The 15,409-nt window shown below is 70.1% G+C and carries 10 protein-coding genes; 5 read left to right on the forward strand and 5 right to left on the reverse strand.

Features of this window, described 5'->3' with window-relative positions:
• Window positions 1-96: 96 nt before the first annotated feature.
• The 5 genes from LPA45_RS03595 (at window position 97) to LPA45_RS03615 (ending at window position 10,118) form a co-directional block, all read left to right on the forward strand.
• Window positions 97-585, forward strand: coding sequence for a response regulator (locus LPA45_RS03595; protein WP_317920311.1), 489 nt, complete (start codon window positions 97-99; stop codon window positions 583-585).
• Window positions 586-612: 27 nt separating this feature from the next.
• Window positions 613-984: a PleD family two-component system response regulator gene (locus LPA45_RS03600; protein ID WP_116317341.1), complete on the forward strand. Its 372-nt coding sequence runs from the start codon at window positions 613-615 to the stop codon at window positions 982-984.
• Window positions 985-1,039: 55 nt separating this feature from the next.
• A complete protein-coding gene (locus LPA45_RS03605) occupies window positions 1,040-1,600 on the forward strand; it encodes a chemotaxis protein CheW (RefSeq protein WP_367394915.1) in 561 nt (186 codons plus the stop codon).
• A 165-nt stretch (window positions 1,601-1,765) separates the two neighbouring features.
• On the forward strand, window positions 1,766-3,973 hold the full coding sequence (locus tag LPA45_RS03610) for a methyl-accepting chemotaxis protein (protein WP_116317343.1): 2,208 nt from the start codon (window positions 1,766-1,768) through the stop codon (window positions 3,971-3,973).
• Between the two features lie 151 nt (window positions 3,974-4,124).
• Window positions 4,125-10,118 (forward strand): Hpt domain-containing protein, encoded by a 5,994-nt coding sequence (locus LPA45_RS03615; RefSeq protein ID WP_367394916.1) that lies wholly within the window; start codon window positions 4,125-4,127, stop codon window positions 10,116-10,118.
• A 147-nt stretch (window positions 10,119-10,265) separates the two neighbouring features.
• Here LPA45_RS03615 and LPA45_RS03620 read toward each other — a convergent pair whose 3' ends face one another.
• From LPA45_RS03620 to LPA45_RS03640, 5 genes are all read right to left on the reverse strand, one after another.
• Window positions 10,266-10,712: a hypothetical protein gene (locus tag LPA45_RS03620; protein WP_376790638.1), complete on the reverse strand. Its 447-nt coding sequence runs from the start codon at window positions 10,710-10,712 to the stop codon at window positions 10,266-10,268.
• A gap of 634 nt (window positions 10,713-11,346) precedes the next feature.
• A complete protein-coding gene (locus LPA45_RS03625; RefSeq protein WP_116317345.1) occupies window positions 11,347-12,654 on the reverse strand; it encodes an MFS transporter in 1,308 nt (435 codons plus the stop codon).
• A 94-nt stretch (window positions 12,655-12,748) separates the two neighbouring features.
• A complete protein-coding gene (locus LPA45_RS03630) occupies window positions 12,749-13,507 on the reverse strand; it encodes an SDR family oxidoreductase (RefSeq protein ID WP_367394917.1) in 759 nt (252 codons plus the stop codon).
• Window positions 13,508-13,570: 63 nt separating this feature from the next.
• The gene (locus tag LPA45_RS03635) at window positions 13,571-13,813 is read right to left on the reverse strand and encodes a hypothetical protein (protein ID WP_116317347.1); all 243 of its coding nucleotides are present in this window, start codon (window positions 13,811-13,813) and stop codon (window positions 13,571-13,573) included.
• A complete protein-coding gene (locus LPA45_RS03640; RefSeq protein ID WP_116317348.1) occupies window positions 13,806-15,242 on the reverse strand; it encodes an aldehyde dehydrogenase family protein in 1,437 nt (478 codons plus the stop codon). Before LPA45_RS03640 ends, LPA45_RS03635 begins: the two co-directional genes overlap by 8 nt.
• Window positions 15,243-15,409: the final 167 nt, after the last annotated feature.

Below are 15,409 nucleotides of genomic sequence, written 5' to 3' on the forward strand. Positions count from 1 at the left end.
GGGTCCGTCGGGGCGCGCATGGGTCGCGCTGCTCCGCACGGGTGTTCTCTAGTGCTTGCCGGCGCGCCGCATGGTGTGGCCGGTCGCGGGAACAACATGCGGGTCGCTCAAACAGAAGAAAACCAGCGGGTCAATGCCGCCGGCGTCAGCGTTGCGGCGCCTGGCGTGCCAATGCCGGACACCCTGGCGCACGCGCGCCGCAAGGTCCTGGTCATCGACGATTCCAGCACCATCCGCCGTACGGCGGAGATCTTCCTGTCGCAGGCGGGATACCAGGTGATGCTGGCCGAGGACGGCTTCGAGGCGCTGGCCAAGGTCGGCGAGCTGCATCCTGACCTGGTCTTCTGCGACATCCTGATGCCCCGGCTGGACGGCTACCAGACCTGCTCCCTGATCAAGAAAAGCCCGCGCTTCCACACCATCCCCGTAATCATGCTGTCCTCGCGCGACGGCGTGTTCGACCGCTCGCGCGGGCGCCTGGTGGGAGCGCACGACCATCTTGCCAAGCCGTTCACCCGTGAAGCGCTGCTGCAGGCCGTGCAGGCCTGCCTGCCGGACCACGGCGCCGCCTTGCCGGCATGCTGACGGCCTGAACGAATCGAAGGAAACCTCATGACCGCCATCAACAAGATCCTGATCGTCGACGATTCCCCGACCGAAGCGCTGTTCATGTCCGACCTTCTCGGCAAGCGCGGCTTCAAGGTCTCGGTCGCCGGCAACAGCGACCAGGCCTTCGCGCGCCTGGAATCGGAAAATTTCGACCTGATCCTCATGGACGTGGTGATGCCCGGCCAGAACGGCTACCAGGCCACCCGCGCGATCAAGCGCGACGACCGCTTCAAGGACATCCCCGTGATCATGTGCACCAGCAAGGGCCTGGACACCGACCGCATCTGGGGCATGCGCCAGGGCGCGTCGGACTACATCGTCAAGCCGGTGGACGGCGAGGAACTGCTGGGCAAGATCGCCGCGCTGTCGCACTGAGTTGCCAGCGCCAGCCGTACGGGATGCCACTGCCACCAGTACCGGGGACCGCCACATGAACGCGCCACGCCAAGACCTACGCGCCCGCCAGACCCGCCTGCAGGACTACCAGGCCATGCTGGCCCGGCGCCTGCGCGAGGCGCGCAGCCTGCCCGCCGCCGACAGCTACCTGGCGCTGCAGATCGGCACGCGCCACTGGCTGCTGCCGCTGGCCGAGACCGGCGAGGTGCTCGACATGCGCCAGCCCAGCCGCGTGCCGCTGACGCAGCCGTGGTACAGCGGGCTGGTCAATGCACGCGGCAGCCTGCTCGGCGTGATCGATTTCAGCCTGTTCTGCGGCGGCGCGCCGACGCCGGTGCAGCCAGGCAGCAAGCTGGTGGTGCTGTCGCGCCAGGTGGAGCGCGCCTGCGCGGTCCTGGTTACGCGCGTGGCGGGTTTGCGCCATGCCGCGGATTTGGGCCTGCCGCACGAAGAGGCGGCACAAGAACCAGGCGAAGCGCCGGCTTGGGAGGGCCAGCGCTTTGCGGATCGTGAGGGACGCGACTGGCAGGTGCTCAACGTGCGTGCGCTGCTGGAGGCGCCGGCGTTCCTGCAGGTGGGCCGCAGCGCGGACTGAGGCGGCGTGAACCACCCCACGCCGCAACCGGGCAGGAAATACCGGACGCTACAACCGGGCGCTACAACCGGGCAATAACAACCAGGCAATAACACGCGCGGGCCACGGGCTGGCGCACCCGGCACGAGCCGCCGGGCACAACAACGAATAACGGAAGAGGGTGCCATGGGTTTCAAGAAATTCAGCCTGGGCCGGCGTACGCCGGCAGCCGACGCCGCCGCTGCGGCCGCCCTTGGCGGCGGCCCGGAAGCCGCACCCGCCGCACCTGCCGCACCCGCGGCGCCCGCCGGCCTTGGTGCCACGCCGCTGGAGCACGTGTCGGCGTGGCTGGGGCGCATGCCGTTCTCGTCGCAGCAGCGGGCGCTGACGGTGGGCGTGGTGGTGTCGCTGGTGGCGCTGCTGGGCTCGGTGTACCTGGACAACCGCATCGCCAACAATGCCGCGGCGCAGATCGAGATCGCCGGCGACATGCTGATGCACTCGCAGCGCCTGGGCAAGGCGGTGCCGGTGGCGTTGCTGGGCAATGCGCAGGCCTTCAAGCAGCTGCGCGAGTCCAAGGAAACGCTGGCGAACGACTTGAAGGCGTTGCAGGAAGGCAGCGACGAAAAACGCGTGCGCGCCACCAGTGGCGACGCCGGCCCGCTGCTGGAAGCCGCGATGACCTCGTGGAAGCGCTCCGAGAAGAGCGCGGCCGATGTGCTGGCGCAGCAGCCGGTGCTGACCACCATCGGCCAGACCCTGCAGGTCTTCAACGCCTCCAACCCCGAACTGCTGGAAGCCGCCGAGCAGGTGGCCGCGATCAAGCTGCAGTCCGGCGCCAATGCGCGCGAGGTGGCGGCGTCCGCGCAACTGGTGATGCTGACGCAGCGCCTGGGCAAGAACCTGAACGAGTTCCTGGCCGGTGAAGGCGTCAACCCCGAAACCGCGTTCCTGCTCGGCAAGGACACCAACACCTTCCGCGAGACGCTGGACGGGCTCATGAACGGCAGCGAAGCGCTGCGCCTGGGCGCGGCCACCGATGACGAGACGCGCGGGTACCTGAAACAGCTGTCGCAGCGTTTCGACGCGGTCCAGAAGACCACCCAGACCATCCTGCAGAACCTGCCCGGCCTGATCGCCGCCAAGCGCGCGCAGCAGCAGATCTTCAACGACAACGAAGCGCTGCGCGGCGAGCTGTCGGCGCTGCAGCGCGCCTATGCCGAGTCGGCGCGCTTGCGCCCGGTGACGCTGGGCGCGACCGTGGTGTCGGCGCTGCTGACGCTGCTGTGCCTGGTCGGCCTGGCCGCGCTGTACCTGCGCGATTCGCGCATGCGCGCGCTGGAAGCCGAGGCGCGCGAACGCGAGGCCGAATCGCGCCGTCTCGACGAAAAGCGCAACAACGACAACACACAGAAGGCCATTCTGCAGCTGATGAACGAGTTGCAGGACATCGCCGACGGTGACCTGACGCGCCAGGCCACGGTGACCGAGGACATCACCGGCGCCATCGCTGACTCGGTCAACTACACTGTGGAAGAACTGCGCGAGCTGGTCGGCCGGGTGCAGCAGACTGCCGGCGAGGTGACGCAGGCCTCGGGCCAGGTGCACGCCACGTCGACCCAGCTGGTGTCGACCACTGAAGAGCAGTCGCGCCAGATCCGCCAGACCGGCGAATCGGTGGTGGAGATGGCGGACCGCATCACGCAGGTGTCGCGCGGCGCGGCCGAGTCGGCCAACGTGGCGCGCGCCTCGCTGTCCGCCGCCGAGCAGGGCCAGCAGGCGGTGCAGAACGCCATCACCGGCATGAACGACATCCGCGAGCAGATCCAGGAGACCTCCAAGCGGATCAAGCGGCTGGGCGAGTCGTCGCAGGAGATCGGTGAAATCGTCGAGCTGATTTCCGACATTACCGAGCAGACCAACGTGCTGGCACTGAACGCCGCCATCCAGGCCGCATCGGCCGGCGAAGCCGGGCGCGGCTTCTCGGTGGTGGCTGAAGAAGTGCAGCGGCTGGCCGAACGCTCCGGCGAGGCTACCAAGCAGATCGGCGCGCTGATCCGCACCATCCAGACCGATACCCAGGACGCCGTGCACGCCATGGAGCGCAGCACGCAGGGCGTGGTCGAAGGCGCGCGGCTGTCGGACAACGCCGGCGCGGCGCTGGTCGAGATCGGCCGCGTGTCGCGCCAGCTGGCGGAGCTGATCGAGCAGATCTCGCAGTCCACCTCGCACGAAGCCGACCTCGCCACCACCGTGGCGCGCCATATCGAACGCATCCTGCAGGTCACCGAGCAGACCACCACCGGCACGCGCCAGACTGCGCAGTCGGTGCGCCAGCTGACGCTGATGACCGAGGAGCTGCGCAACTCGGTGCAGCGATTCAAGATCGCCTGAGTGGCCGGATGACGCCTGCGACCGCTTCCGCGCTGCGCGGCGCCTGCTGCCACGCCTGCTGCCACGCCTGCCAACAAGCCAACCCAGCGCCTGCCTGCCGCCGCGGCGGGCCGCCCGCGGCCGCCCTGGCGGCGCCGCAATGGAAGCCGTCATGTCCATGAATTTCCCCATCCCGCGCGAAGCGGACGGCGCCGGCGCATCGGCGCCGGCCATGCCCGAACCGGAAGCAGCACCGCTGCCGCCGCGACAGACAGCCACTGCCGGGCCGGCCGACGCCGGCGGCGCGGCGCGCGACCTGTCCGGGCTGGCCTGGCTTGCGCCGAGCCTGCGCGGCGCGCTCGAAGACGCGGCCGCGGAACTGGGCCACTACGTCGAAGAAATCCGCCAGGCGCCCGAGGCGCTGGGCGCGCGCGATACCACCTCGCTGCGGCTCGCCGGCCAGCACCTGCACCAGGCCGCCGGCGCAGTGCATATCGTCGGGCTGCGCGGCACCGACCCGTACTGCCAGGCGCTGCGCCGCCTGCTCGAAGCCATCGATGCCGGCCAGCTCGCCGCCGATGCGCAGGCGCTGGCGGTGTTCCGTGCCGGCGTGCAGGCACTGGCTGAATATGTCGACGACCTGATGGCCGGCGACGACGAGGCCCCGCTGCGGCTGTTCCAGCCTTACGCCGGCGTGCTGGCGCAACTGCGCGAGGAGCGCGTGCATCCGGCCGACCTGTGGCTCGACGAGCTGCAGATGCTGCCCGGCATGCTGCTGCCGGCGCGCAGCCCCGCCGCCATCACGCGCGCGCGCCAGCAGTTCGAAGCCACGCTGCTCAAGGCCATGCGCCTGCCCGCTGCGTGCCAGGACGCGGCCCTGCTGCGCGAGGCCTGGCTGCCGCTGCATGCGGCGCTGGACGAAGTGCGCGCCAACGAGCAGGAACCACGCCGCGCCGCCGACCATCCGGACCGTGGCGTCTGGCATGTGCTGGGGCTGGTGTTCCGCGCGCTGGCGCATGGGCTGCTGCCGTCCGACCTGCTGGCAAAGCGCTTTGCCGGGCGTGCCAACCTGCTGCTGCGCCAGTACCAGCAAGGGCATGTGCGCGTGCCGCAGGCGCTGCTGAACGACGCCGTGTTCCTGCTGGTCTGCACGGGTCTGGCGAAGACGGCTCCCGGCGATGCCCTCCAGGCCGATGGCGCCGCTGCCGTGCGCAGCGACATCGCCCGTACGCTGGTGGCTTTCCGCCTCGATGCCGCGCACGCGGTGGCCGATGCCGACTTCCGGCTGCGCTACTACGGCTGGCTCGACCCGATCGATACGCGCAACCTGCAGCAGGCCGCCGCGGGGCTGGAGCAGGCGGCCGCAGGCGACCAGGGCGGCTGGGAAACCGCGCTCGCCGCGCTGGCCGAAGCCGCACAGCCGCTGGCCCAGCCGGGCCTGCAGCACTGCCTGGCACAGGCGGCGGCGTCCGCCGCGGGGTGCGACTGGGAACGCAGCCGGGCGGGAGCGCTCGGTGCCACCGGCATCGCGCTGTTCCTGACGCGCGCGCTGGCCCTGCCGTGGCGCGTGCACGGACAATCCGCGCATCCCGCCGCGGCGCGCTTTGCCGCGCAGTGCGAGGCGCTGGCCGATTGCCTGCACCAGTCGGTCTCGGATCCAGACGTGGGCGCGCCTGCGTGGCTGGCCAGCATGGTCGACGAAGCGCGCGCGCAGGCGTTGCGCAGCGAGGCCGTGGCGCAGCTGCGCGCGCAGCTCGACAGTGGCGAATCGTGGCTCGACAGCTATGACCGCAATGCGGCGCGCGCCGATGGCGCCGGCCACCTGCGCGATGCGCGCCAGGCGTTCGCGGCGCTGGGCAACACGCTGGAGCGGCTGCAGGCGACGCCGGCGCTGCCGGCTGTGCTGGCCGGCGACGCGGCCAGGGCCACGGCTGCGGTGCAGGCCGTCAACGCGCGCCTGGCCGCGGTTGGCGATGCCTCATACGCTTCCGACGCCGCTACGCGCACCGAACTGCTTGCCGCCGTGGCGGCGGAGCTCGGCACCGTCCATGCCTTTGCCGATGCACTGGAATTCGGCCGTGCCCGCCGCCACGACCTGCCCGCCGAAGCGGCAGCCGTCGAGGATGTGCGCGCACCGCAGCATCCGCTCGCTGCCGCCCGCGATGCCGCGGCTGAAGCCCTGCAGGCCGGGCCCATGCCCGACGCGCCGCAGGTGCAGCGCCTGCGTGCCGCGCTGCAGGCGCTGGCCGACCAGGCCGCGATCGACGACAACGCGCCGCTGCGGCGCCGCGCCGCCGACGCCACCACGCAGTGCAATGCCTGGCTGGCCGGCAGCGACGATGCCGCCGGGCGCCTGATGCTGGCGCTGGCCGATGCCGCGGGCGAACCCGATCCCGCGCCGCTGCCTGCCGCCGCCACAGCGCCGGCTCTGCCTGCTGCTGGTGACAGCGCCGCGGTCGATGCCGAACTGCTCGACATCTTCCTGAATGAAGCCGACGAGGTGCTGGGCGGCATTGCCGGCGACCTCAACGCAGGCGTCGAGGCGTTGCGCGATACCGATACGCTCAGCCGCGTGCGGCGTGCCTTCCATACGCTCAAGGGCTCGAGCCGCATGGTCGGGCTGCATCGCTACGGCGAAGCCGCGTGGGCGGTGGAGCAGGTGATGAACCTGTGGATCGCCGAGGCGCGCGCGCCGGTGCCGGCGCTGCTGTCGCTGCTGCGCCGCGCGCACGCCGAGCTGTCGGCGTGGGTGGCGCAGCTGCATCGCGACGCGGGCGCGGCGCACGATATCGCGCCGCTGGTGGCGACTGCCGACACGGTGCGCGACGGCGTCCAGCCGAATGCCGACGAGGCAGTCCCAGCCGAGCCCTCCATTCAGGAGGAGGCTCCGCCAGCGGTGTCCGCGGACGACAACCAGCCGGGCGCGGCGGCACCGCAGGACACGGCCGCAGACGAAGACAACGTCATCCCGTTCCGCCTCGCCGGCGGACTGTCCAGCGACGAGGACAACTACAAGGTCATCGGTCCGGTCCGCATCGGCCTGGCGCTCTACAACGTCTACCTGCAGGAGGCCGACGACCTGCTGCGGCAGTTCGCCACCGATATCTCCGAATGGCGCCACGAGGGGCGTCCGTGCCCGAGCGAGCTGGCACTGCGCGTCGCGCACACGCTGCAGGGCAGTGCCTCGACCGTGGGGCTGGAGCCGGTGCGCGAGATCGCCGAAGCGCTGGAAGGATTGCTGCTGCAGCTGGGCTCGCACCCGGTGGCGATGCATCCGGGCGACTTCCGCCTGCTGGAGCAGGCGGCGGAGCGGCTGCGCGGCATGCTGCACCAGTTTGCCGCGGGCGTCTGGCCGCAGGCCGATGCCGGCCTGCGCCGCGGCCTGGTGGAATTCGGCGAGCGCGCCTTGCTGCGTCCGCGCGTGGCCGTGCCGGCGTCGCCCGCGCCGGTGGATGGGATGGCGCAGCTTTATGGCCAGCCGCTGCACGCGGACAACGAAGCGCCGCTGGTGCCTGCCCCGGCCCGGCCCGCGCCGCCTGCGCATCATGATGCCGTCGTGATTGCGCTGCCGACCTCGCACCGGCCGCCGGTCGCGGCGGAGGCCGACGACGGCGACGGCGCCGCACCCGACCCCGCGCTGGTCCAGATCTTCCTCGAGGAAGCCCAGGGTACGCTGCCCGAGCTGGGCAAGCTGGTGCGCACCTGGGAGGCGGCGCCGGTGGACACGCGCCACGGCGGACTGGTGCTGCGCGCGCTGCATACGCTCAAGGGCAGTGCGCGCATGGCCGGCGCCATGACGCTGGGCCAGGCCGCGCACGAGATGGAGACGCTGCTCGATGCCAGCCTGCGTGCGCAGGCCGGGCAGGGCGTCGACCCGCAGCTGTTCGCGCGCCTCTACGCCTGGTACGACCGTATCCTCGCGCACGCTGAAGCGCTGCAGGCCGGCCGCCTGCTGCCCGCAGACGACCCCGACGTGGTCAACGGCCTGGGCGTGTCCCCGCGGGATGAGGCAGAACCCTTTGCAGAAGCGCAGCCAGGAGCGCTGCCAGAGGCGCAGCCAGGAGGGGCCGCGGATCCTGTTGCCGATGCCGCCGTTGCGGTTGCCATGCTGCCGGTCATGCCCGGGCCCGCGGACGTGATGGTGCCAATGCCGCCCACTCTGCCCACGCCTGCCGCCGAGCCGCAGCGTGCGCTGGTGCGCGTGCAGGCGCGCGCGCTTGACACGCTGATCAACGAGGCCGGCGAAGTCGGCGCGACGCGCGCGCGGCTCGACAGCGAGCTCGACGCGATGCGCACCTACCTGGGCGAACTCAACGACAACGTCGCGCGCCTGCGCGGCCAGTTGCGCGAGATCGAGATCCAGGCCGAATCGCAGATGGCGTCGCGGATCGCCGACGCACAGCACAAGCAGGAGTTCGACCCGCTCGAATTCGACCGCTTCACCCGCTTCCAGGAACTGACGCGGATGATGGCCGAATCGGTCAACGACGTGGCCACCGTCGAGCAGAACCTGCAGCGCGGCTTCGACCGCGCCGCGGGCGACCTGGCAGCGCAGGCGCGCCTGACGCGCGGGCTGCAGCGCAGCCTGATGCAGGCGCGCATGGTGCAGTTCGACGCGCTGGCCGAGCGCCTGTACCGCGTGGCGCGCCAGGCTGCCGCCGAGACCGGCAAGGAGGTGCGGCTGCTGATCAAGGGCGGCACGGTGGAGATCGACCGCTCCGTGCTGGATCGCATGGCCGGCCCGATCGAACACCTGATCCGGAACGCGGTGGTGCACGGGATCGAGCCCGCGCTGCAACGCCGCGCAGCCGGCAAGCCCGCCACGGGCGCGCTGACGCTGGAAGTGCAGCAGGAAGGCAATGAAGTGGTGCTGCATTTCGTTGATGACGGCAACGGGCTGGACCTGGCGCGCATCCGCGCGCGCGCGGTCGAGCGCCACCTGCTCGCGCCGGACGACGACGCCGGCGAGGCGCGCCTGACCGAGATGATCTTCACTCCCGGCTTCTCCACGGCCGAGGCGGTCTCCGAGCTGGCCGGGCGCGGCGTCGGCATGGACGTGGTGCGCGCCGAGACCGTGGCGCTGGGCGGGCGCATCACGCTGGAATCGAAGCCCGGGCGCGGCACCACCTTTACCGTGCACCTGCCGCTGACCACGGCCATCACGCAGGTGCTGGTGTTTTCGCTGGGCGCGCGGCGCTATGCGGTGCCCAGCGGCATGATCGACCAGGTGCAGCAGCTGCGCGCGCCGGCGCTGGTGGAGGCCTACAACCAGGGGCGCCTGGTGGTGGCCGGCGCCGAAGTGCCGTTCTTCTACTTCGGCGCCTTGCTGGAAGAGGGCAACGCCGTCGCGGCTGGCCGCAAGTACTCGCCGGTGGTGCTGGTGCGCAGCGGCGCCGAACGTGTCGCCGTGCACGTGGACGAGGTGGTCGGCAACCGCGAAGTGGTGGTCAAGCACATCGGGCCGCACCTGGCGCGGCTGGAAGGCATTGCCGGCGCGACCACGCTCGGCGACGGCGAGATCGTGCTGATCTACAACCCGGTGGTGCTGGCGCAGCGCCTGGTGCGCGAGCGCGGCCAGCCCGCGCCGCAGCAGATGGTGCCCGCGCAGTCCGCGCCGGCGCTGGCGCCGCAGCTGGCGCCGCAGTTGGCGCCGCAGTTTGCGCTACCCGTGGCCGGGCCGCTGGGCGCGGTTGCGGAACTGGCCGGCGACGGCAGCGCCGCCCCGGTGGGCGGCCTGGCGCTGCAGCCCACGGTGATGGTGGTCGATGATTCGCTGACCGTGCGCAAGGCGACCCAGCGCCTGCTCAGCCGCGCCGGCTACCAGGTGGTGCTGGCGCGCGACGGCGTGGATGCGCTCAAGCAGCTGCAGGACGTGATGCCGGATGCGATGCTGGTGGATATCGAGATGCCGAACATGGACGGCTTCGACCTGACCCGCAACGTGCGTTCCGATTCGCGCACGACGCATATGCCGCTGGTCATGATCACCTCGCGCACGGCGGACAAGCATCGCCGCTACGCGGAGGAGATCGGTGTCAACGTCTACCTCGGCAAGCCGTATAACGAGGACCAGCTGCTGGCCACGCTGCAGCGCCTGCTGGGCGAGCGCGCGGCGGGGACGGCGGCTTCGGTGGCGCAGATGCTGGGCGAGGGGCCCCAGGACTGACGGTTTGCTCCCCTCGCCCGCTTGCGGGAGAGGGAGACCACCGGCAGCCGCTCGACCGCCTGCAGATAAGAAAAAGCGCGGCATCGCAAGACGCCGCGCCCTTCCTCTCCTCCGGCAACGCCGCGCTGCGGCGCTCCCATCCTCAACCTACCAGCGCATCTGGCTGTTGCGCCCGCCGGTGCTCACCGTGGCCGTCTTGGTCCGGCCCTGGTAAGTCGCCCGCACGTTGTACGTACCGCTCGGCGCCTTCAGCAGGCAGCGTGGCCCGTCCGCGACAAAGCTCGCGACTTCCTTGTTGCCGCGCATCAGCTTGACGTCGACGTCCGACAGGTACTCGCCGCGTTCGCCCTGCGTAAAGAGCAGGCTCATGTTGTAGTTGCGTGACTGCCGTTGCAGCGCGACCTGCTCGTCTTCGGCAACGCCGCCGCAGATATAGGTCACCGGCCCCGCAGTACGCTGCACCATCGCGTCACGCGGTGGCGGAGGCGACGGTGTCGTCAGCGGCGGGCGCGGCTGGGCCGCGGTGGGCGGCGGCGCGGCTACGGCGGGTGCGGCGGGTGCGGCGCCTCCCGGTGCAGGGGTGGGTGACGCCACTGGCGGCGGCGCGGCAGTGCCTGGCGCCGCAGCCGGCGGGGCAGGCTGTGCTACCGGCGGCGGCATGGCGGTCGGCGGCTGCGTTGCAGGCGCGGTCACGCCTGGGGTCGGCGCGATGGCACCGGCAGGAACTGGGGCAGTCGCTGCCGGGGCTGGCGCAGGTGCAGTCGCTGCCGGGGCTGGTGCAGGTGCAGCGGGAGCTGGCGTTGGCGTGGCTTCGACCACGGGTGCCTGGGCATGGCTGGCGGCAGGCACGACGGCGAGCAGCGCGACCACGCCGGCGCTCAGTGCAATCACGATGCGCTTGACGCGCGTGCGGCGTGCGAGACGCGCTTCAACGCGCTCAAGCGACTGGGTCGGGGCAAACGGGGGCAGGTGCGGCATCGTGGCCTCCTTGGCGAACTTCAGGATTCACATGCCCGGAGGACCCCGTGTGGATCACTCCGGGTGTCTTCCTTTCCATGCTAGGGCGCAAGCCGCGGCCACACTGCCGGGCTTGGTCCTACATCCGCGTCAGCGGACCGCGCGTCGTCGGCAGAGGGGCGGCGCGCCAGACACTTGCCGGAATCCCAAAGAAAAACGGCGCCTCCCTTGCCGGAAAGCGCCGTTGCCGGGCCTTGAGCGAAGCGCTTGCCTACCTTCGGCCCACCAGTCGTGCCGGCACCGACAGCGTAAGCGCCGCGCCCACCACCAGGCACGCGGCCAGCAGGTACATGCCGGAGTCCGTGCTCTTGGTCAGGTCCTTGAGCCAGCCCACCGCGTACGGGCTGAGGAAGCCGGCGAGGTTGCCCAGCGAGTTGATCAGCGCAATGCCGGCGGCCGCGCCGGTGCCCGCCAGGAACGATGTGGGCAGGCTCCAGAACAGCGGCAGCGTGGTCAGGATGCCGATGGTGGCCAGCGTCAGCGCGAACATGGCCAGCGTGGTATCGGTGGCCCAGTGCACCGACAGCAGCAGGCCGAACGAGCCAAGCAGCGCGGGGATCGCGATATGCCAGCGCCGTTCGCCGCTGCGGTCGGCGCTGTACGCCACCAGCACCATGCCGATCACCGCGCAGCCATACGGGATCGCGGTCAGCAGGCCGATGTCGAGCGCGCTCTTTACACCGGTCTGCTTGATGATGGTCGGCAGCCAGAAGCTGACGCCATACAGGCCCATGACGAAGCAGAAGTAGATCGCGCTCATCAGCCAGACGCGCGGGCTGAACAGCACGGTGCGGATCGGCGGGTCTTCCTTGTGTGCGTCTTCGGCGGCGATATTGCGCTCGAGCAGCGCCTTTTCCTCGGCCGTGAGCCACCTGGCGTGCGCGATGCGGTCGTCCAGGTAGGCCAGCACCCACAGCCCGACCAGGATCGAAGGCACGCCTTCCAGCAGGAACATCCACTGCCAGCCCGCCCAGCCATTGTGGCCGTCGAAATTCTGCATGATCCACCCCGACAGCGGGCCGCCGATCACGCCCGACAGCGCGATTGCGGTCATGAAGAAGGTGGTGGTGCGGCCGCGCCGGTTGGCCGGGTACCAGTAGGTCAGGTACAGGATGATGCCGGGGAAGAAGCCGGCCTCGGCAATGCCCAGCAGGAAGCGCAGCACGTAGAACATGGTCGGCGTGGTGACGAACATCATCGCCGCCGAGATCGCGCCCCAGGTGATCATGATGCGCGCGATCCAGATGCGCGCGCCCACCTTGTGCAGAATCACGTTGCTGGGCACTTCGAACAGGAAGTAGCCGATGAAGAAGATGCCTGCGCCCAGCCCGTAGACGGTCTCGCTGAACTTCAGGTCGTTGAGCATCTGCAGCTTGGCGAAGCCCACGTTGACGCGGTCCAGGTAGGCCACCACGTAGCACAGCAGCAGGAAGGGCACCAGGCGCCAGCTCACCTTGCGGTAGGTGGCGTCTTCAAAGGCGGCGCCGCCGACGCCAGGGTTTACTGCGGTCGTTGTCATGCTGTCTCCTGAGGATGGTTGCGTTCTTGCGACGCGGTACAGCGGTATTACGACAAAGGAAATTTACGACAAGGAAATGCCGGTGGGGCAGGGCTCAGACGCAGCGCCCGCCGTCGACTTCGATGCAGGTGCCAGTGATGAAGGCGGCTTCGTCGGAAGCCAGGTAAAGGCAGGCGTTGGCCACGTCCTGCGGGGTCGACATGCGCCCCATCGGGATGGTGGCGAGGAATCTGGCACGGTTCTCGGGCGTGTCGGGCATGCCCATGAATTCTTCGAGCAGCGCGGTGGCGCCGATCACCGGGTTGACGCAGTTGACGCGGATCTTGTCCGGGCCCAGCTCCGCCGCCATCGCCTTGCTGGCGGTGATGACCGCGCCCTTGCTGCCGTTGTACCAGACCAGGCCGGGACGCGGGCGGATGCCGGCGGTGGAAGCGATATTGACGAACACGCCGCCGCCGCGCTGGCGGAAGTGCGGGACAAAGGCACGCGCCGACCAGTAGATGCTCTTGACGTTGACCGCGTAGACGCGGTCGAACTCATCCTCGGTGATCTCCAGGATGGACTTGTTGCGATGGGTGGTGCCGGCGTTGTTGACGACGATATGCACGTCGCCGAAGGCGGCCAGCGCGGCCTCGCGCATGGCCTCGGTATCGTCGCCGCGCGAGACGTCGGCGCGCACCGCGCGCGCCTGGCCGCCGGCCTCGCGGATCGCCGCGGCAACGCGCTCGGCGGCGTCTTCGCGCAGGTCGGCCACCAGCACGCTGGCGCCCTCGCGCGCGAAGGTGTGGGCGATGCCTTCGCCGAAGCCGGAACCGCCGCCGGTGACGATCGCTACCTTGTTGGCCAGTCTCATCGCTTGTCTCCTTGTGTTGTGGTTTTCGGTGATCGATGCGGGTAAGCGTTCAGTGCGGCGATGTCAGTGCGAAAACGGCCCCCGTCCGCGCAAGGCATTCGCGACCATCATCACCGCCAGCAAGAACGGCAGCGCCACATACAGGCACCAGTGCACGCGATCGCCCATGACGTCGCCCCACTTGCGCTTGAACACCTGCAGCCGCGGCATGCCGGAGGGATTGGTGGCGCGCTTGTTCCGCACATGCCACGCCATCCAGAAAAAGAAGATGGCAAAGGCGATGGAAAGGAAATTGATGTTACCCATGTTGAATGGCGATGGTTTTCAGTGTGGTGAATCCATACAGGGCCTCGAAGCCCTTCTCGCGGCCGTAGCCGGACTGGCCGGTGCCGCCGAAGGGTAGCTCAACGCCGCCCCCCGCACCGTAGTTGTTGATAAAGACCTGGCCCGCGCGCAGCTTGTGCGCCAGGCGCAGCTGGCGGCCGCCGTCGCGGGTCCAGACGCCGGCGACCAGGCCGTAGGGCGTGCCGTTGGCCAGCGCGATGGCATCGGCCTCGGTGTCGAAGGGCATGGCCGCCAGCAGCGGGCCGAACACTTCTTCCTGCGCGAGCCGGTGCGCGGGCGGGACATCGCGGAACAGCATCGGCACCTGGTAGTAGCCGGCCTCGGGCGCCTCGGCCACGATCTGGCCCTGCGCCATGACTGCCACGCCGGCATGCTGTGCGTCGGAGACGAAGTCCCACACGCGCTGCTGCTGCTTGCGGCTGATCAGCGGGCCGCATTCCAGGTCGAGTTCGGCCGGGCCCACGCGCAGCGACTCGAACACCGACGCAATCCGGTCAAGCAGCGCGTTATAGACCGGCCGTTCCACCAGCAGGCGGCTGCCCGCCGAGCAGGTCTGGCCGGCGTTCTGCACGATGCCGTTGACCACCACCGGCACCAGCGCGTCGATGTCGGCATCGGCAAACACGATCTGCGGTGACTTGCCGCCCAGTTCCAGCGTGACCGGCACGTGGTTCTCGGCGGCCAGCTGCGATACCAGCTTGCCGGTCTGCGGCGAGCCGGTGAAGGAGATGTGGTTGATGCCGGGATGGCGCGCCAGCGCGGCGCCGGCCTCGTGGCCGTAGCCGGTGATGATGTTGAGCGCGCCTTCGGGCAGGCCGGCCTCGGCTGCGATCTCCGCCACGCGCAGCAGCGACAGGCAGGCGTCCTCGGCCGGCTTGACCACGCAGGCATTGCCGGCGGCCAGTGCCGCGCCCACGCTGCGCCCGAAGATCTGCAGCGGGTAGTTCCACGGAATGATGTGGCCGGTCACGCCATGCGCCTCGCGCACCGTCAGCACGGTGTAGCCGGGGGTGTAGGGGATGGTCTGGCCGTGCAGCTTGTCGACCGCGCCGGCATAGAATTCGAAGTAGCGCGCCACGGCGCGGGCGTCGGCGCGGGCCTGGCGCAGCGGCTTGCCGGTGTCGCGCGCTTCCAGCGCGGCAAGTTCGTCTTCCTGGGCGATCAGCGCCACGGCAACGCGGTTAAGCAGGCGCACGCGCTCGGCCGGGGCCATCTGGCCCCACGCGCCGTCGGCGGCCTGGCGCGCGGCGTGGACCGCGACGTTGATGTCGGTGGCGTTGCCACGGGCGATCTCGGCAAAGGGCTCGCCGTTGGACGGGTCGAACACCTTGATGCGCAGGCCGTTGTCCGGTGCGATCAGGCGGTTGGCGACAAAGTGCTGGGCATGCATGGGTGGCTCCGGGGCAGCACGGCGGCTGCGGCTATTCAGTGTCGGCTGAAGAATGCGCCATTATCGCGCACGGCGGCGTGGCTGCAACGCGTTGCACCGGGCAGAGAGGGCAGAATGGGGCTGGCTTGTCAGCAACCGGTCAGGCGCGAGCCGTTATAATGCCCGCC

Origin of the sequence: Cupriavidus sp. Agwp_2, assembly GCF_040784895.1 — a bacterium.
In the GTDB taxonomy this organism is placed as follows: Bacteria; Pseudomonadota; Gammaproteobacteria; order Burkholderiales; family Burkholderiaceae; genus Cupriavidus.